Origin of the sequence: Microbacterium capsulatum (assembly GCF_030865425.1) — a bacterium.
Taxonomy (GTDB): domain Bacteria; phylum Actinomycetota; class Actinomycetes; order Actinomycetales; family Microbacteriaceae; genus Microbacterium; species Microbacterium capsulatum.
This window is the reverse complement of record NZ_JAVFCB010000004.1, coordinates 387,916-405,397: the sequence shown is the minus strand read 5'-3', so window position 1 is coordinate 405,397 and position 17,482 is coordinate 387,916. Positions and strand designations below refer to the sequence as shown.

The 17,482-nt window shown below is 72.7% G+C and carries 17 protein-coding genes; 4 read left to right on the top strand and 13 right to left on the bottom strand.

Annotated features, from left to right (window positions below; genetic code table 11):
- Nucleotides 1-118 precede the first annotated feature (118 nt).
- Complete coding sequence (locus tag RBR11_RS09410) at nt 119-511, top strand: DUF1844 domain-containing protein (protein ID WP_373889785.1); 393 nt, start codon at nt 119-121, stop codon at nt 509-511.
- Here the strand turns inward: RBR11_RS09410 and RBR11_RS09405 are convergent.
- From RBR11_RS09405 to RBR11_RS09375, 7 genes are all read right to left on the bottom strand, one after another.
- A complete protein-coding gene (locus RBR11_RS09405; RefSeq protein ID WP_308489066.1) occupies nt 504-1,895 on the bottom strand; it encodes a pyridoxal phosphate-dependent decarboxylase family protein in 1,392 nt (463 codons plus the stop codon). The two genes, RBR11_RS09410 and RBR11_RS09405, sit on opposite strands and share 8 nt — an antisense overlap.
- A gap of 77 nt (nt 1,896-1,972) precedes the next feature.
- Nucleotides 1,973-2,794 (bottom strand): SseB family protein, encoded by an 822-nt coding sequence (locus RBR11_RS09400; RefSeq protein ID WP_308489065.1) that lies wholly within the window; start codon nt 2,792-2,794, stop codon nt 1,973-1,975.
- A complete protein-coding gene (gene priA, locus RBR11_RS09395) occupies nt 2,778-3,524 on the bottom strand; it encodes a bifunctional 1-(5-phosphoribosyl)-5-((5-phosphoribosylamino)methylideneamino)imidazole-4-carboxamide isomerase/phosphoribosylanthranilate isomerase PriA (protein ID WP_308489064.1) in 747 nt (248 codons plus the stop codon). The genes RBR11_RS09400 and priA overlap by 17 nt, the downstream gene beginning before the upstream one ends.
- A 41-nt stretch (nt 3,525-3,565) precedes the next feature.
- Nucleotides 3,566-4,213: an imidazole glycerol phosphate synthase subunit HisH gene (gene hisH, locus RBR11_RS09390; RefSeq protein ID WP_308489063.1), complete on the bottom strand. Its 648-nt coding sequence runs from the start codon at nt 4,211-4,213 to the stop codon at nt 3,566-3,568.
- Nucleotides 4,210-4,830: an imidazoleglycerol-phosphate dehydratase HisB gene (gene hisB / locus RBR11_RS09385; protein ID WP_308489062.1), complete on the bottom strand. Its 621-nt coding sequence runs from the start codon at nt 4,828-4,830 to the stop codon at nt 4,210-4,212. The genes hisH and hisB overlap by 4 nt, the downstream gene beginning before the upstream one ends.
- The gene (locus RBR11_RS09380) at nt 4,827-5,912 is read right to left on the bottom strand and encodes a histidinol-phosphate transaminase (RefSeq protein WP_308489061.1); all 1,086 of its coding nucleotides are present in this window, start codon (nt 5,910-5,912) and stop codon (nt 4,827-4,829) included. The genes hisB and RBR11_RS09380 overlap by 4 nt, the downstream gene beginning before the upstream one ends.
- Nucleotides 5,913-5,961: 49 nt before the next feature.
- Entirely contained in the window at nt 5,962-6,318 is a 357-nt protein-coding gene (locus tag RBR11_RS09375; protein ID WP_308489060.1) for a LysM peptidoglycan-binding domain-containing protein, read from the bottom strand.
- Between the two features lie 322 nt (nt 6,319-6,640).
- Here RBR11_RS09375 and lexA point away from each other — a divergent pair, with 322 nt between their 5' ends.
- Nucleotides 6,641-7,327, top strand: coding sequence for a transcriptional repressor LexA (gene lexA / locus RBR11_RS09370; RefSeq protein WP_308489059.1), 687 nt, complete (start codon nt 6,641-6,643; stop codon nt 7,325-7,327).
- Nucleotides 7,328-7,428: 101 nt separating this feature from the next.
- Here the strand turns inward: lexA and metE are convergent, their stop codons facing one another.
- Both metE and RBR11_RS09360 read right to left on the bottom strand, forming a co-directional pair.
- The gene (metE, locus tag RBR11_RS09365) at nt 7,429-9,750 is read right to left on the bottom strand and encodes a 5-methyltetrahydropteroyltriglutamate--homocysteine S-methyltransferase (RefSeq protein ID WP_308489058.1); all 2,322 of its coding nucleotides are present in this window, start codon (nt 9,748-9,750) and stop codon (nt 7,429-7,431) included.
- A gap of 35 nt (nt 9,751-9,785) precedes the next feature.
- Nucleotides 9,786-10,751 (bottom strand): methylenetetrahydrofolate reductase, encoded by a 966-nt coding sequence (locus RBR11_RS09360; protein ID WP_308489057.1) that lies wholly within the window; start codon nt 10,749-10,751, stop codon nt 9,786-9,788.
- A 130-nt stretch (nt 10,752-10,881) separates the two neighbouring features.
- On the opposite strand from RBR11_RS09360, the gene RBR11_RS09355 reads away from it, so the two are divergent.
- Nucleotides 10,882-12,771: a S9 family peptidase gene (locus RBR11_RS09355; protein WP_308489056.1), complete on the top strand. Its 1,890-nt coding sequence runs from the start codon at nt 10,882-10,884 to the stop codon at nt 12,769-12,771.
- A gap of 19 nt (nt 12,772-12,790) precedes the next feature.
- Here the strand turns inward: RBR11_RS09355 and smpB are convergent, their stop codons facing one another.
- The gene (smpB, locus tag RBR11_RS09350; protein ID WP_308489055.1) at nt 12,791-13,267 is read right to left on the bottom strand and encodes an SsrA-binding protein SmpB; all 477 of its coding nucleotides are present in this window, start codon (nt 13,265-13,267) and stop codon (nt 12,791-12,793) included.
- 94 nt (nt 13,268-13,361) lie between these two features.
- Nucleotides 13,362-14,399, bottom strand: a complete 1,038-nt coding sequence (locus RBR11_RS09345; protein ID WP_308489054.1) for a YeiH family protein — start codon at nt 14,397-14,399, stop codon at nt 13,362-13,364.
- Between the two features lie 85 nt (nt 14,400-14,484).
- Here RBR11_RS09345 and RBR11_RS09340 point away from each other — a divergent pair, with 85 nt between their 5' ends.
- Nucleotides 14,485-15,402 (top strand): LysR family transcriptional regulator, encoded by a 918-nt coding sequence (locus tag RBR11_RS09340; RefSeq protein WP_308489103.1) that lies wholly within the window; start codon nt 14,485-14,487, stop codon nt 15,400-15,402.
- A 37-nt stretch (nt 15,403-15,439) separates the two neighbouring features.
- Here the strand turns inward: RBR11_RS09340 and ftsX are convergent, their stop codons facing one another.
- Both ftsX and ftsE read right to left on the bottom strand, forming a co-directional pair.
- Nucleotides 15,440-16,357, bottom strand: a complete 918-nt coding sequence (gene ftsX / locus RBR11_RS09335; RefSeq protein WP_308489053.1) for a permease-like cell division protein FtsX — start codon at nt 16,355-16,357, stop codon at nt 15,440-15,442.
- The gene (gene ftsE / locus RBR11_RS09330) at nt 16,354-17,343 is read right to left on the bottom strand and encodes a cell division ATP-binding protein FtsE (RefSeq protein ID WP_308489052.1); all 990 of its coding nucleotides are present in this window, start codon (nt 17,341-17,343) and stop codon (nt 16,354-16,356) included. Before ftsE ends, ftsX begins: the two co-directional genes overlap by 4 nt.
- Between the last annotated feature and the right edge of the window lie 139 nt (nt 17,344-17,482).

Genomic DNA, 17,482 nt, shown 5'->3' with positions numbered 1-17,482 from the left:
CGGCGGAGTGTTTGACCCGGTAGCCTTGAGCGGCAAGCGCGGGTGGGAAGTGAATCCTCTTTCGTGCCGGGACGTGAAGCCCCGGAGCCCGCAGAAGTCTACCAGAAGGCAAGGCACCGTGACCACTCACGCTCCCGACGGCCACGAGCACGTCGCCCCCACCCCCGCCGAGACCCCTGCGGACACCGCCGCGGGCGCCGCCCGGGACATCGCCGAGGTCGCCGCGGTCGAGGTCATCACCACCGCCGCCGTGCACCTGCTGAGCGCCGCGGCCGTCAAGGTCGGCCTCGCCGACGACCCCGAGACGCAGAAGGACCTCGACGAGGCGCGCAAGCTCATCAACGCCCTCGCCGGCCTCATCACGGCCGCCGCCCCGGAGATCAGCGACATGCACGCCCGCTCGCTGCGCGACGGCCTGCGCTCGGTGCAGCTCGCGTTCCGCGAGGCGTCCGTGATCCCGGATCCGATCGGCCAGGGCCCCGGCGAGAAGTGGACCGGCCCGGTCAACTGACCCCGGGCAGCGCCCGGGCCGCAGCGGCCAGGGTCCGGGCGACCTCGTGCTCGTCGGTCGCCCAGTTGCTGACCGAGAACCGCAGCACGGACCGGTCGTGCCAGCGGGACGAGGAGGCGTAGGCCTCCCCCTCCGCGCGCAGCGCCTCGGCCCAGGCGTCGGTCCGCTCGTCGGTGCCGAGCGCCGCGCACACCTGGGTGAAGACCACGTCGTTCAGGACGTCCACCCCGGGCAGCTGCCCGAGCCCGACCGCGATCCGCGCCGCGCTGTCCGCCAGCCGGTCCACCAGGGCGACGGTCCCCGACCGGCCCATCGTGCGCAGCGCCGCCCAGGTCGGCACGCCGCGGGCGCGCCGGGACAGCTCGGGCACGCGGTCGTGCGGATCCGAATGCTCCGCGCTGGCCACGCTGGCGAGGTAGGCGGCGGTCATGCCCATCGACGACCGCAGGGCCCGCGCGTCCGCGACGATCGCGACGCCGCAGTCGTAGGGGACGCTGAGGGTCTTGTGCGCGTCGGTCGCCCAGGAGTCCGCCTCCGAGAGGCCCTCCACGAGATGCCGTGTCCGGGGGGACGCCGCGGCCCACAGCCCGAACGCGCCGTCCACGTGCACCCAGGCGCCGACCGCATGAGCGAGCGCGATCGCCTCGGCGAGCGGGTCGAACGCCCCGGAGTGCAGGTTGCCCGCCTGGAGCACGACGATCGCCGGCGCCGTCCCCGCGGAGAGCGCCTCGCCGAGCGCGGCCGGCAGGATCCGTCCCTGGTCATCCGCGGGGACGACGATCGGCGCCCCGAGACCCGCCATCCGCGCGGCGTGGTCGACCGTGTCGTGCCGCTCCGCGCCGACGAACAGACGGATCCGCGGCGCGCCGGCAAGACCGTCGACGGCCGTGCTCCAGCCGGTGCGGGCGAGGACGGCGTCGCGGGCCGCGACGAGGCCGGTGAAGTTCGCCATGGTCGCGCCCGTGACGAAGCCGACGTCGGCGGTCGCCGGCAGGCCGAGCAGGTCGAGGATCCACTCTCCGGCGAGCTCCTCCGCGGCGACGACGCCGGGGGTGGCCGCGCGCATCGCGGTGTTCTGGTCCCAGGTGGACACGAGCCAGTCGGCGCCGAGCGCGGCCGGCTGCGCACCGCCGATCACCCACCCGTAGAACCGCGGGCTGCCCATCGCCATGATGCCGGGCTCCGCCGCGTCCGCGAGCCGGGCCACGACCGCGCCCGCGGGCTCGCCGTCGTCGGGGAGCGCGCGTCCGAGGGCGTCCTTCACGGCGTCCGCGCCGGCGCGGGGCGCGATCGGGCGTTCCTCGAGTCCCTGCCGCCAGGCGAGGGCGCGCTCATGGGCGACCGCGAGCGCCGCCTCGTCCCGGTCCTCCGCGGGATGCGCCATCGCCCCTGCCTCTCCGCCCTGCATCACGGATGCTGCGAGGTCACGCTACTCCGCGGGCGGCGGATCCGCGAGGGTCGTCAGGCGCTCGCGCGCAGGCGCACGGTGAGCGAGTCGACGAGCACGGCGATCCGGTCGTCCGCCGCCCAGCGCTGCGCGAGGCGGGCGAGCACCGCGTCGAGCGTCTCGCGGTCCAGGCCCTGCACGAGCTCGAGGGTGACGACGAGCTCCGGGCCGCGCAACCGCGCCTCCGGGTCTCCCGCGGACACGGCGACGTCGATCACGGCGAGCTCGCTGCCGACGCTCTCCTGCAGGCCTGCGAAGACCTCGGGCGAGAGGAAGCTCGGCTCCCACGGCTGGCCCTGCGCGACGGCCCAGACGGCGGGCCGACGGAGCACGAACTCGGACTCGGATCCGGGATCCAGCACGATCAGCTCGGCGTCGCCGGAGGACGCGGACAGCGCGACGCGTGCGGCCTCGACGGGGATCGGGCGCGCGATCGGATCCCAGGCGCGCAGCGTGTCGACGCTCGTGAACGCCGGCTGCACGGTGCGCCCGTCCGGCGCCGCGACCGTCACGAGCGAGAGCTCCTGCGTCTTGTCGACGGCGAGGCCGGACGGCGCGACGCCCTCCTCACCCTTCTCGGCGACGAGCGGCACGAGCACGCGCGCGGCACGGAAGGCGTCGACGACCTCGGCCTGGGTGCCCTCCCCCGCCCGGAAGCGCGTCAGCGCGAGCCAGAGCGCCGGGTCCGCGGACCCGTCGTCCGCGGCGTGCGGGTTGGACTGGAAGCTCCGGCCCTCCCACGGGACCCCGGCGGAGTCGCCGGTGTTGCCGTGGGCGTGCGCGCCGTTGCCGTGCGATCCGTGCCCGTGGTCGCAGGCCTCAGGATCCGGCGACATCCAGCGCCTCGGCCAGGGTGAACGCGCCCGCGTAGAGCGCCTTGCCGACGATCGCGCCCTCGACGCCGAGCGGCACGAGCTCGCGCAGCGCCGCGATATCGTCGAGGTTGGCGATGCCGCCGGAGGCGACGACCGGCTTCGGGGTGCGCGCCGTGATCTCGCGGAGCAGCTCGAGGTTCGGGCCGCGCAGCGTGCCGTCCTTCGTGACGTCGGTGACGACGTAGCGGCTGCAGCCGGCGTCCTCGAGGCGGTCGAGGACCGTCCACAGGTCGCCGCCCTCCTTGGTCCAGCCGCGGGCGGCGAGAGTCGTGCCGCGCACGTCCAGGCCGACGGCGACGGCCTCGCCGTAACGGGCGATCACGTCGGCGGCCCACTCCGGGTTCTCCAGCGCGGCGGTGCCCAGGTTGATCCGGGCGGCGCCCGACTCGAGCGCGGCCTCGAGGCTCGCGTCGTCGCGGATCCCGCCGGAGAGCTCGACGTTGACGCTGCGGAACTGCTTGATCACGCGGCGCAGGATCGGGGCGTTGCTGCCGCGTCCGAAGGCGGCGTCGAGGTCGACGAGGTGGATCCACTCGGCGCCCTGGTCGACCCACTCGGCGGCGGCGTCGATCGGGTCGCCGTAGCTGGTCTCGCTGCCCGCCTCGCCCTGGGTCAGGCGCACGGCCTGACCGCCGGCCACGTCGACAGCCGGGAGCAGGGTCAGGGAAGGGGCCTGTGCGAACTCGTTCATGTCGTCCTTGATGTGTTGGGGTGTCGAACGGAGAGCGGCGCTCAGAGCGTCGAGATCCAGTTGCGCAGCAGCTGGATCCCCGCCTCGCCGGACTTCTCCGGGTGGAACTGGGTCGCCGAGAGCGGGCCGTTCTCGACCGCGGCGAGGAACCGCGAGCCGTGCGTGGCCCAGGTCAGCTTGGGCTGCGGGAACGGCGGGATCACGTCGAGCTCCCAGGACTGCGCGGCGAAGGAGTGCACGAAATAGAACCGCTCGTGCTCGATGCCGCGGAAGAGCACGCTGCCCTCGTCCGGTTCGACCGTGTTCCAGCCCATGTGCGGGAGGACCGGGGCGTCCAGCTCGGTGACGACGCCCGGCCACTCGCCGAGCCCGTCGACCTCGGCGCCGCGCTCGACGCCGTGCGCGAAGAGCACCTGCATGCCCACGCAGATCCCGAGCACGGGGCGTCCTCCGGCGAGCCGGCGCTCGATGATCTCGTCGCCGCCGTGCGCGGCGAGGGCCTCACGGACGGCCGCGAAGGCGCCGACGCCGGGCACGACGAGGCCGTCCGCCTCGAGCGCCGCGGTGCGGTCGCCGGTGAGCTCCGCGTCGGCCCCGGCGCGGATGAGCGCCTTGACCGCCGAGTGCACGTTGCCGGAGCCGTAGTCGAAGACCGCGACCGTGGGCCGGCGCCCCTCGGCGCCGGTCACAGTGCGCCCTTCGTGGACGGGATGCCGGACACGTGCGGGTCGAGCGCCTTGGCCTGGCGGAACGCGCGCGCGAACGCCTTGAACTCCGCCTCGGCGATGTGGTGCGGGTCGCGGCCGCTGATCACGCGCACGTGCACGGTGAGGGCGGCGTTGTACGAGATCGCCTCGAACACGTGCCGGACGAGGGATCCGGTGAAGTGGCCTCCGATGAGGTGGTGCTCGTAGCCGGCGGGTTCGCCCTCGTGCACGAGGTAGGGGCGGCCGGAGATGTCGACGACGGCCTGCGCGAGGGCCTCGTCGAGCGGGACGAGCGCGTCGCCGTAGCGGGAGATGCCGGACTTGTCGCCGAGCGCCTCGCGGATCGCCTGGCCGAGCACGATCGAGACGTCCTCGACCGTGTGGTGCGCGTCGATGTGCGTGTCGCCCGAGGCGCGCACGGTGAGGTCGGTCAGCGAGTGCTTCGCGAAGGCGGTGAGCAGGTGGTCGAAGAACGGCACGGACGTGTCGATGTGGCTCTGTCCGGTGCCGTCCAGGTTCAGCTCCAGCTCGACCGTCGACTCGGAGGTCGAACGGGCGCGGCGGGCGACCCGCCCGGCAGGGGAACTCGCGGCGGTCATGAAGCCGATCCTACCGAGGCCAGGGCGTCCAGGAACGCGGTGGTCTCCGCCTCGGTGCCCGCCGTGACGCGCAGGTGGTGCGGGATGCCGACGTCGCGGATCAGCACGCCGCGGTCGAACAGCGCCTGCCAGGTCGCGGCGGGATCGGCGACACCGCCGAAGAGCACGAAGTTCGACCAGGACGGGTGCGGCGTGTAGCCGAGCGCCTCGAGGGTCGCCGAGATGCGGTCCCGCTGGGCGACGATCTCGTCGACCATCGCGAGCATGATCGGCGCGTTGCGGAGAGCTGCGACCGCGGCCGCCTGGGTCAGCGCGCTGAGGTGGTACGGCAGCCGCACGAGACGCAGGGCGTCGATGAACGCCGGATCCGCCGCGAGATAGCCGACGCGGGCGCCGGCGAAGGCGAACGCCTTGCTCATGGTGCGCGAGACGGCGAGGCGCGGACGACCCTCGAGCAGCGTGAGCGCGGAGACGGAGTCCTTCGGAGCGAACTCCTGATACGCCTCGTCCACGATCACGATGCCGCGGGACGCCTCGTACACCGCCTCGATCACGTCGATGCCGAGCGGCGTGCCGGTCGGGTTGTTCGGGGCGCAGAGCAGGATCACGTCGGGGTCGTGCCGGCGGATCTGCGCGACCGCCTCGTCGACGGTGAGGTCGTAGTCGGGATCCCGGGTGCCGGCGATCCAGGTCGCCCCGGTGCCCTGCGCGAGCAGCGGGTACATCGAGTAGGTCGGCGCGAAGCCGAAGACCGTGCGGCCCGGGCCGGCGAAGGCCTGCAGGATGTGCTGCAGCACCTCGTTCGACCCGTTGCCCGCCCAGATGTTCGACGCGTCGAGGTCGTGGCCAAGGTAGACGGCGAAGGCCTCGCGCAGCGCCGTGAACTCGCGGTCGGGGTAGCGATTGACCTCGCGCAGCGCGACGGCGATGTCGTCGAGGATGTCGCCGGCGACCTTCTCCGGGACCGGATGGGTGTTCTCGTTCACGTTCAGCGCCACGGGCAGCGGCGCCTGCGGTGCGCCGTACGGGCGCAGGCCGCGAAGATCGTCACGGAGCGGGAGGTCGTCGAGCGAGACAGTCACCCTGCCATGCTAGGCGGCCGCTGCTATGCCGTGGCCCCGCGTGACGGGCTCAGCGCCCGGCGGACGCGTACTGCGCGGGGACCGCGAGGTGCTGGCCGACGGAGATGACGCCGCCGTCGATCAGGTTGAGCTTCGAGATCTCCGCGACCACGTCGCGCGGGTCGGCCTGCGGGGCGACCTCGCCGGCGATCGACCAGAGCGTGTCGCCGGGCTGCACGGTCACGGTCGTGAAGGTGCTGCCCGTGGTGACCTGGCCCGAGGCGAGAGCCGACCCCCCGCTCATGGCGGCGAAGGCGATCGCCCCGGCGACGGGGAGCGCGACCAGGGCCGCCAGCACGCGCCGCCCTCGAGCCGTGATCCGCAGACGCGTGACGGGGGCCGTGGTGGCGAAGGTGATGCTGCTCATGGTGCTTCTCCTCTGACTGGGGTCGGTCCGCCTCTCCCCGGGAGGAGTCCCTCTGTCTGAGGGAACTCCATCCCGGGCCTCTGGAGAGGCGAACCTACGTACCGAAGATACTTTCGAGTTCGAACATCTGTCAACCGTTCTTCGAAAATCGCCTCATCGGCTTCTTCGACACGCTCGAACAGATCTTCCGATTCCGCCCCGTTCTCGGATACGGTTTCGATGTACAGACCTCACCACGGACCACCGACATTCGAACCGCGACTGCGGAAGGACGCATTCCGGGACCGGATCCACGTGGCCCGCGCACCACGAAGGAGACGGCATGAGCGCCGGAGCGAATCCCGAGTCCGAGGCTCCGCGCACGCGGCGTCGGAAGAGCCTGAGCGCCAAGCAGATGGCGATCCTCGAGGTCATCCAGACCTCGATCGCGCGCCACGGCTACCCGCCGAGCATGCGCGAGATCGGCGACGCCGTCGGGCTGAAGTCGCTGTCCAGCGTCACCCACCAGCTGGGCCAGCTCGAGCTGAGCGGCTACCTGCGTCGCGATCCGGGCAAGACCCGGGCGATGGAGGTCCTCATCGACCTGCCCGGCCTGTCCACGGAGAACCCCGCCGACACCGCCCCCGCGGTGGGCGACGCGGCGCTGGTGCCGCTCGTCGGCCGGATCGCCGCGGGTGTGCCGATCACGGCCGAGCAGCAGGTCGAGGAGATCTTCCCGCTCCCCCGGCAGCTCGTCGGCAAGGGCGACCTGTTCATGCTCAAGGTCTCCGGCGAGTCCATGATCGACGCCGCGATCTGCGACGGCGACTGGGTCGTGGTGCGCTCCCAGGGCACGGCGGAGAACGGCGAGATCGTCGCCGCGATGCTCGACGGCGAGGCGACCGTGAAGACGTTCCGCCGCCGCGACGGGCACCTCTGGCTGCTCCCCCGCAACAGCGCCTTCGAGCCGATCCTGGGCGACGACGCCACGATCCTCGGCAAGGTCGTGGCGGTGCTGCGCGCGGTCTGACCCTTCGGCAGGCTCAGGGACCAGAGGAACGCCGAAGCCCTCCCGGACGGATCCGGGAGGGCTTCGGCGTTTCAGAGCCTCTCGAGCGGCTCGGCGCCCGATCAGGCCGAGACGACGACGTCCTCGCGGACGCGGCGCGTGGCCTCGACGATGTTGGCCAGCGAGGCGTTGGTCTCCTCGTATCCACGGGTCTTCAGACCGCAGTCCGGGTTCACCCAGAGCTGACGGGTCGGGATCTCCTGCACGGCGCGGCGCAGCAGCGCCTCGACCTCGGCGGCCGTGGGCACGCGCGGCGAGTGGATGTCGTAGACGCCCGGGCCGATGCCGTGGTCGAAGCCGGCCGCGGCGATGTCGGTGACGACCTCCATGCGGCTGCGCGCGGCCTCGATCGAGGTGACGTCGGCGTCCAGCGCGCGGATCGCGTCGATGACCACGCCGAACTCCGAGTAGCAGAGGTGGGTGTGCACCTGCGTGGCCGTCGCGGCGCCCGCGGTGGAGAGGCGGAACGAGGCGACGGACCAGTCCAGGTACGCCGGCTGGTCGGCCTTCTTCAGCGGCAGCAGCTCGCGCAGCGCGGGCTCGTCGACCTGGATCACGCCGATGCCGGCGGCCTCGAGGTCGGCGATCTCGTCGCGCAGAGCGAGGGCGACCTGGTTCGCGGTCTCACCGAGCGGCTGGTCGTCGCGGACGAACGACCAGGCGAGGATCGTGACCGGGCCGGTCAGCATGCCCTTCATCGGCTTCTCGGTGAGCGACTGCGCGTACTGCGACCAGGCGACCGTGATCGGCGCCGGGCGGGACACGTCGCCCCAGAGGATCGACGGGCGGGTCGCGCGGGATCCGTAGGACTGCACCCAGCCGTTCTCGGTGACGTCGAAGCCGTCGAGGTTCTCGGCGAAGTACTGCACCATGTCGTTGCGCTCGGGCTCGCCGTGCACGAGGACGTCGAGGCCCAGCTCCTCCTGCAGCGTGACGACCCGGCCGATCTCCTCGCGGAGGAAGCCGTCGTACTCGTCCGCGGTGATCTCGCCACGGGTGAACTGCGCGCGGGCGCGGCGGATGTCGCCGGTCTGCGGGAAGGATCCGATCGTGGTGAGCGGCAGCGCGGGCAGGCTGAGGGCGGCGTCCTGCGCGGCGACGCGGGCCTCGTAGTCGCCGCGGTCGAAGTCGGCGTCCGTGAGGGCCGCGGTGCGGGTGCGGACGGCGTCCACGCGCACGCCGGGGGCGCCGAGGCGGTCGGCCAGGGCGGCGGAGGCGGCGTCGAGCTCGGCGGCGATGGCCGCGCGTCCCTCGGCGAGACCACGGGCGAGGGTCACGACCTGCGCGACCTTCTGGTCGGCGAAGGCGAGCCAGCTCACCAGGCGCGCGTCGAGCTTGGACTCGTCCTCGACGTCGTGCGGCACGTGCTGCAGCGAGGTCGAGGTGGACGCGGCGACGCCGGCGGCGCCGAGGCCGCGCAGGGCCTCGAGCGTGTCGAAGGCCGCGGCGAGGTCGCCCCGCCAGATGTTGTGGCCGTCGATGACGCCGCCGACGAGGACCTTGTCGGCGAGGCCGTCCACCGCCGCGGGCACGGTGCCGCGGACGAGGTCGAGGCCGATCGCCTCGATCGGGGCGGCCGCGAGCACGGCGAGGTTGGCGTCGAGGGCCGCGTAGGGCGCGGCGACGAAGATCGACGGACGCTCCGCGAGCCCGCCGAGGACGGCGTAGGCGCGCGCGGCGGCCTCGCCCAGTTCGGCCACGGAGGCGGGCAGCGACTCGCTGACGAGCGCGGGCTCGTCGAGCTGCACCCACTCGGCGCCGGCGGCCTTGAGCGCGGCGAGCAGCTCGGCGTAGACCGGCACGAGGTCGTCGAGGCGGGACAGCGGGTCGAAGCCCTCGGGGGCGTCGTCGGAGGCCTTCGCCAGGGCCAGGAAGGTAACCGGGCCGACGACGACCGGGCGGGTGCGGAAGCCGGCCTCGGCCGCCTCCTGCACCTGGCGCACGATCCGGTCGGAGGAGAGCGAGAACACGGTCTCCGGTCCGATCTCCGGCACGAGGTAGTGGTAGTTCGTGTCGAACCACTTGGTCATCTCGAGCGGGGCGCGCTCGCCCTCGCCGCGGGCGATGGTGAAGTACGCGGGCAGGCCGATCGTGCCGTCCGCGGCGCGCAGGTCCTCGAACCGGGCGGGGATCGCGCCGACCGTGACGGCCGCGTCGAGCACCTGGTCGTAGTAGGAGAACGACTCCGGGATCGCCGAGTCCGCGCGGCCCAGGCCCTGCTCGGCGAGGCGCTCGCGGGTCGCGGCGCGCAGGCCCTTGGCGGTGCCCTCCAGCTCGGCCTCGTCGATCCGGCCCGCCCAGAACGCCTCGACGGCCTTCTTGAGCTCACGGCGACGCCCGATGCGCGGGTAGCCCAGGATGGTGCCCTCGGGGAATGCGGTCATGTCGGTCCTCTCTGACGGATGGTGTGGGAAGCGGCTCAGTGCGCGCCGCTGGCTTGAAGGATCCCGGCGTCCTCGAGGACGCCGAGGACGGTCCGGTGCTGGTTGAAGGCGTACAGGTGCACGCCGGGGGCGCCGCCGTCGACGAGCTCGCGGACGAGTGCGGCGGCGTGCGCGATGCCGATCTCGGTGCGACCCTCGACGGTGGGCTCGACCTCGAGCGCGATCGACAGCTCGGCCGGCAGCTCCTCGCCGCTCAGCTCGAGCACACGACTGAGGCGCGCGGGCGAGGTGATCGGCATGATGCCGGGCAGGATCGGGATCGTCACGCCCGCGCGACGGGAGCGCTCCACGAAGGCGAAGTAGTCGTCCGGATGGAAGAACAGCTGCGTGATCGCGAGGGTCGCGCCCGCGGCCTGCTTGGCCAGCAGCGCGTCGATGTCCTGGTGCCGGTACGTCGACCGCGGATGCCCGTTCGGGTACGCGGCGACCGCGATGTTGACCTTCCGGCGCGGCGTCACCTGCACCGCTCCCGGCACGCCGGGGATGGGGCGCTCCTGGTAGGGCGCGCGCTCGGCCTGCGCCCGGTCGATGAGCTGAACCAGCTGGGCCGAGCTCTCCAGGTCACCGAGGAACGGCTCGCTCTCGTCGAGCGGCGGGTCGCCGCGCAGGGCGAGGAAGCTGAGGATCCCGGCGTCCAGGAACTCGCGGATCAGGCGCGAGGCGCCGGCGTAGGTGCTCCCCACGCAGGTGAGGTGCGCGAGCGGTTCGACCGAGGTCTGCTCGCGGATGTACCGCAGCACGTCGAGGGACCGGCCGCCGACGGATCCGCCCGCGCCGTACGTCACCGAGATGAACCGGGGCGATGCGGCGGCGAGCTGCTGGATCGTCTCGTGCAGCGCCTCGATCGGGGCAGGCGTGCGCGGCGGGTACAGCTCGAAGGAGATCGGGACGCGCGGCGCGGTCGCCCCGGCAGGGGCGAAGGGCGGCGCGTCGAACGACATGGTTCTCCAGGAGTCGGGGCAAGCGGTTCCCCCACGGTAGGCGGCCCGCCGCTCACCGCGCACACTGTGTTTCGCCATGTGTCACCTCCGGCGCGATGCGGCGGCGCGGCCGCTCTCCTAGGCTCGGGACATGCCCTCTCCGTACGGCTCCTGGCCCTCTCCGCTGTCCGCCGCCGACCTCGCCACCTCCGGCGTCCGCCTCGACGGCGCCCGGTTCGTCGCCGGCGAGCCGTGGTGGGGCGAGACCGTGCCCGCCGAGCGCGGGCGGATGAGCGTGCGCCGCTGGGCGGACGGCATCGCCGTCGACGTGCTGCCGGTCCCGTGGAGCGCCCGATCGCGCGTGCACGAGTACGGCGGCGGTTCCTGGACGGCCGCCGACGACGGCACCCTCTTCTTCGTGCAGGACGACGACCAGCGCGTGTACCGGCTGGACCCGGGATCCGCGGATCCCGTGCCGCTCACGACCCGGGGCGCGAACCACGGCGGCCTGACCCTGCAGCAGGGCCGGCTGTTCGCGGTGCAGGAGGACCTCGGACTGCCGCTGCACCTGCGCGGGATCGTGGAGATCCCGCAGGACGGATCCGCGGCCGACGACGACACGGCGCTGAGGTTCGTCGTGCGCGGCCCCGGGTTCTGCGCGCACCCCGCGCTCTCCCCCGACGGCACCCGGATGGCGTTCGTCTCGTGGAACCTACGGCGGATGCCGTGGGAGCAGGCGCACCTCGCCCTCGTCACGATCGGCGAGGACGACATCGAGTGGGCTCCCGCCCGCGCCGCCCTGCAGCCGCAGTGGCTCTCCGACCACGAGCTGCTCTACGCCGATGACCCCACCGGGCGATGGAACCTGCGCCGGATCCGCGTCGACGGCGTGGACGCGGTGGGCGGGTCCGAGCCCGTCGCCCCGGCGGACGCCGACACCGGCGGCGGGCTGTGGGTGCTCGGGCAGCGCTGGTTCCGCGCGCTCGACGACGGCCGGATCGTGGCGATCCGGACGAACGGGTCGGACGAGCTCGTCCTCATCGACAAGGACGGATCCGCCGCCGCATTGCCCGTGCCGATGGACGCCGAGCTCAGCATCGTCGACCAGGACGGCACGCGCGTGCTGATCACCGGGCAGGGCGGAGGGGTCACGCCCGGGCTCTGGCTCGTGGACGTGGGCTCGGGCGCCGGGGACCGGACCGTGCGGGCGGTCCGCGGCGGGGAGCCGGCGGATCCGGACTGGATGCCGCCCGCGCAGTCGATCACGGTCGACGGCCCGCACGGACCCGTGCACAGCTTCCTGCACCCGCCCGCGAACCCGCACGAGACCGCGCCGGACGGCGAGCTGCCACCCTACGTCGTGTCCGTGCACGGGGGCCCGACCGGGCACGTGAGCGGATCCGTCGCGCTCTGGATCGGCTACTTCACCAGCCGTGGGATCGGCGTGCTCGAGGTGAACTACGGCGGCTCGAGCGGTTACGGCCGCGCCTACCGCGAGCGTCTGGACGGCCAGTGGGGCGTCGTGGACGTCGACGACGTGCTTGCGGCCGCGCAGGGCCTCGCCGACGCCGGGATCGCGGACGCGCGCCGGATCGCCGTGCGCGGCGGCTCGGCGGGCGGCTGGACGGTGCTCGGCGCGCTCGTCCGCGGCGGGGCGTTCTCCGCCGGGATCGACCGCTACGGCGTCGCCGACGCGCGGATGCTCGCGACCGACACGCACGACTTCGAGCGGCACTACCTGGACGGGCTGATCGGGCCGCTTCCCGAGGCCGAGCAGGTGTACCTCGACCGCTCGCCGCTCACCCACGCGGACCGGATCGACGTGCCGGTGCTGATCCTTCAGGGCGCGGACGACAAGGTCGTGCCGCCGTCGCAGTCCGAGGCGATCCGCGACGCGCTGGCCGCCCGGAGCGTGCCGCACGAGTACGTGCTGTACCCCGGTGAGGGCCACGGCTTCCGCCTCACCGAGACGATCGTGCACTCCGCGGAGGCCGAGCTGCGCTTCCTCGGCGAGGTGTTCGGCTTCGAGCCGAGGCTGTAGCCGGTCCCGGAGCGGCCGGTCAGTCCCCCATGCGGTTGCGGGTGCGCATGGCGCGCTCCGCCTCGCGGGTGTCCTGGCGCTCGCGCAGGGTCTGCCGCTTGTCGTACTCGCGCTTGCCCTTGGCGAGAGCGATCTCGACCTTGGCGCGGCCGTCGGAGAAGTACAGCCGCAGCGGGATGAGCGTGTAGCCGCCCGCGGAGACCGCGTGCGAGAGCTTCGCGATCTCCTCCTTGTGCAGCAGGAGCTTGCGGACCCGCTTCGCGGAGTGGTTCGTCCAGTGCCCCTGCGAGTACTCCGGGATGTGCACCGCGTCGAGGAACGCCTCGTTGCCCTTGATGAAGGCGTAGCCGTCGGTGAGGTTCGCGCGCCCCTGGCGCAGCGACTTCACCTCGGTGCCGGTGAGCACGAGCCCCGCTTCGTACGACTTCTCCAGGTTGTAGTCGTGACGCGCGCGACGATTGGTCGCGATGACCTTCTCCCCGCGTTCCCTGGGCATGGTTGTCTCCTGCGGTGCTCGATGGCGGATCCGGCCGGATGGCCAGCCCGTCAGTATACAGATCCGCGCCGCCGGCCGTGCGCGTCCACCGGAGTCACAGGTAGCCGGACAGGGTCATCGTCGTCAGCGTCGTCGCGGAGACGAGGATCCAGAGGATCCCGCCCAGCAGGAGCGGCTTCCAGCCGGCGACGCGGATGGCGACGAAGTCGGTGGACAGCCCGATCCCGGCGAGCGCCGTCGCGACGAGGAACACGCTCACCTGCTTCAGGACGTCACCGGCACCGGACGGGATCAGCCCGGCCGAGTTGATCAGCGCGACCACGAGAAAGCCGATCAGGAACCACGGCACCAGGGTCAGCGCCCGCTTCGGCGACAGGGTGGTGCCGGCACCCGTCCGCCGCGCGTCGAGGACGGCGAGGCCGACGCTGATAGGGACGATCATGAGCGTGCGGACGAGCTTCACGACGACCGCGAAGCCGAGAGCCGCGGATCCGTACACGCTCGCCGCCGCGACGACCGAGCTGGTGTCGTTCACGGCCGTGCCTGCGAACAGCCCGAACGCCTGCGGCGACATGCCGAGCAGGTGCCCGATGAGCGGGAACGCGACGATCGCGAGGATGTTGAACAGGAAGATCGTCGACACGGCGTAGGCGATCTGCGCGCTCTTGGCGCGGATGACCGGCGACACCGCGGCGATGGCCGACGCTCCGCAGATCCCCGTCCCGACGCCGATGAGGGTGGCGATGGCCGGATCGATGCGCAGCGCCCGCCCGATGCCCCAGGCGGCGAGCAGGCAGACCGCGAGCGAGGCGAGCATCACGGGCAGAGACCGGGCCCCGACCTGCAGCACCGCGCCGATCGAGAGCTGCGCGCCCAGCAGCACCACCGCGCACTGCAGCACGAACCGGCTCGCGAACCCCACCCCCTCGACGGCGCGCCCGGTCGGAGGGCGCACGACCGCGATCATGAGGCCGATCAGCACGGCCGGGATGGCGGCCCCGAGAACGGGGACGACGCGGCCGATCGCGGTGGCGACGGCGGCGATCGCGACGCACAGCAGCACCCCGGGCAGCACGCCCCGGCCGCGGGTCGTCAGTCGGTGCGGCAGCGTGGCGACGGGCGTGAACTCCATGCTCCCAGCGTTCCGCGCGCCGAATGCTCCGGCCAGACCAGGACTCTTGTACGGTTACAAGAAGGAGTTGTGACCCTTGGACATCGTGGACATCCGCCCGCTGCGCGCCCTCGTGCAGATCGCCGCCGACGGCAGCATCTCGCGCGCCGCGCTCGCCCTGGGCGTCACCCAGCAGGCGCTCTCCGCCCGGATCCGCGCCTTCGAGCGCGAGATCGGCGTCGAGATCCTGCACCGCTCGCCGCGCGGCACCACGCTCACCGCGGAGGGGGACCTCGTCGTCGCCTGGGCGCGCGAGGCTCTGACCGCGATGGACCGGTTCACGTCAGCCGTCCGGTCGCTGCAGCACCACGCGGAGACGGATCTCGTCGTCGCGGCGAGCCAGACCGTCGCGGCGCACCTGCTGCCGGGCTGGGTGGTCGCCCTGCATCGGCGTCAGCTCGCCCGCGGCCAGCAGCCCACGCCGGTCGTGCTGGACACCGCGAACAGCGACGAGGTGCTGCGGAAGGTGCACGACGGCGAGTGCGCGGTCGGCTTCATCGAGGCGCCCCGCGCGCCGGGCGATCTGGGATCGCGGGCGGTGCACTGGGACCGGATGATCGTGGCCGTCGGCGTGGAGCATCCCTGGGCCGGGCGGGGGACGGTCGGCTTCGCCGAGGTCTCCGAGACGCCGCTCGTGGTCCGGGAGAACGGCAGCGGCACCCGGGCCGCCCTGGAGAGGGCGCTGACCGCGGCCGGGTTCCCGATCGCGACTCCCGCGGCCGTGCTCTCCACGGAGGCGGCGATCCGCTCCGCCGTGATCGCCGGCATCGGACCGGCCGTCCTCAGCGAGCTCGCCGTCGCCGACGACGCCGCGCTCGGACGGCTGCGCACCCTGGAGCTGGATCCGGTGCCGCTGCGCCGCCCGATCACCGCCCTGTGGCGCGGCGGCGATCGCGACCTGCACGGGCTCGCCCGCGAGCTGGTCGACGTCGCGTCCTCGCCCGCGGCGGATCAGCGGGCCTGACGACGCGCCGCCCGACCCGTGGCTCAGGTGCGCGGCGCTACGCGCGCAGCCAGCGCCGGATCGCGAACCCGGCCGACAGCGCCGCGAGGATCACGCCGATGCCGATGAGCACAGGGACGACGAGCGCCGCGTCCGACAGCCCCACCCAGGTGGTGATGAACGGCACCCGTTTGCTGAGGTAGTCGTGCACGCCGAACTGCACGCCGAGCATCACCGCGGCGCTCGCGAGCACGGATCCGATCACCGCCGCGAACACGCCCTCCAGCACGAACGGGGTCTGGATGAACCGGTTCGAGGCGCCGACGAGCCGCATGATGCCGATCTCCCGCCTGCGCGCGTACGCGGAGAGCCGGATCGTCGTGGCGATCAGCAGCACTGCGGCGATGAGCATGAGCACCGCGATGCCGACCGCGACGTAGGTCGCGACCGTGAGCGCGTTGAAGAGCGGATCCAGGTATTCGAGCTGGTCCTTCACCTCGTCGACGCCCTTGACCCCCGCGAACGCCTCGACGATCACCGGCGACTGGGTCTGGTCCTTGAGGTTGACCTTGAACACGGCGTTGACCTGGTCGGCGGTGAGCACGCCGGCGTAGTCCTTGCCGACGAGCTTGAGCGTGTCCTGGTAGGCCTGGTCGGCGGTCTCGAAGTTCACCTGGGAGATCAGCGGCTTGAGCGTGGAGCTGTCGAGCTCGGCCTGCACGGCCTTGATCTGGTCCCCCGTGGCGGGGGCGCTGCCCGCGCAGTTGGCGCTCGTGGACACGGAGGAGCACATGTAGATCGCGACCTGCGCGCGGTCCTGCCAGTAGGCGCGCATCGTGCCGATCTGCGCCTGCATCAGGATCGCGGCGCCGACGAACGTGAGTGAGACGAAGGTCACCAGCACGACCGAGATCACCATCGAGGCGTTGCGGCGCAGGCCCGTGAGCGCCTCGGAGAGGATGAGTCCGTACCTCATGACGTCGGACCCACTTCCTCGTCGTCGCCGGTATCGAGCCCGAGCCGGTCGGCGACGCCGAGCTCGGCGATCTCGACGTTCGGGATCATGATCGGGTGCGTCGCGGGGCGCGGCTCGTCCGCGGGCTTCACCGTGGCCTGCGCCGGCGCGGGCTGCTCCCGCTTCTCGGGGGCGGGCGGGGGAACGGGGATCGGATCCGCGATCGCGGCCTCGGTCTCGCGGTGCACCTCGAGCACCGCGGTCAGTGCCGCGGTGGCGGCCGCGCCTCGGATCGCCTCGGGCGCCAGTCGCGGCACGTTCGAGGTGTCGCCGTAGCCGCCGCCGGCCTCGTCGCGGACCATCTCGCCGTCGCGCAGCTCGATCACGCGGCGCTGCATCTGGTCGACGAAGGCGGCCTCGTGCGTGGCCATCAGCACCGTGGTGCCACCGGCGTTGATCCGCGCGAGCAGCTGCATGATGTCGACCGAGGTCGCCGGGTCCAGGTTTCCGGTCGGCTCGTCGGCGAGCACGATCTGCGGGCGGTTCACGATCGCGCGGGCGATGGCGACGCGCTGCTGCTCGCCGCCGGAGAGCTCGTGCGGCAGGCGCTTCTCCTTGCCGGACAGGCCGACCAGGGCGAGGGCCTCGGGCACGGCCTGCTGGATGAACCCGCGGGAGGCGCCGGTCACCTGCAGGGTGAAGGCGACGTTCTGGTAGACGGTCTTCGAGGGCAGCAGCCGGAAGTCCTGGAAGACGGAGCCGATGCTCCGGCGGAAATAGGGGACCTTGCGGTTCGCGATGGTCTTCAGGTCGCGCCCGAGCACCGCGATGCGGCCCGACGTGGGCGACTCCTCGCGGAGGATGAGCTGGAGGCAGGAACTCTTCCCGGATCCCGACGCGCCGACGAGGAAGACGAACTCGCCTCGCTGCACCTCGAAATCGACCCCGGAAAGCGCGGGACGCTTCGTCCCGCGATAGCGCTTGGTGACGTTCTCGAATCGGATCATGGCGTCTAGAGCCTAAGCGGGCCCCGCGTCGAGCCCGCGAGCGACACCCCCGGCGGTGCGGTTCGCCCGGCCGATGAAACGGCTGGGAGCGCACCCCGGGGCGCCATGGCGGACGGCCGCTAGGACGGCTCCATGCCGA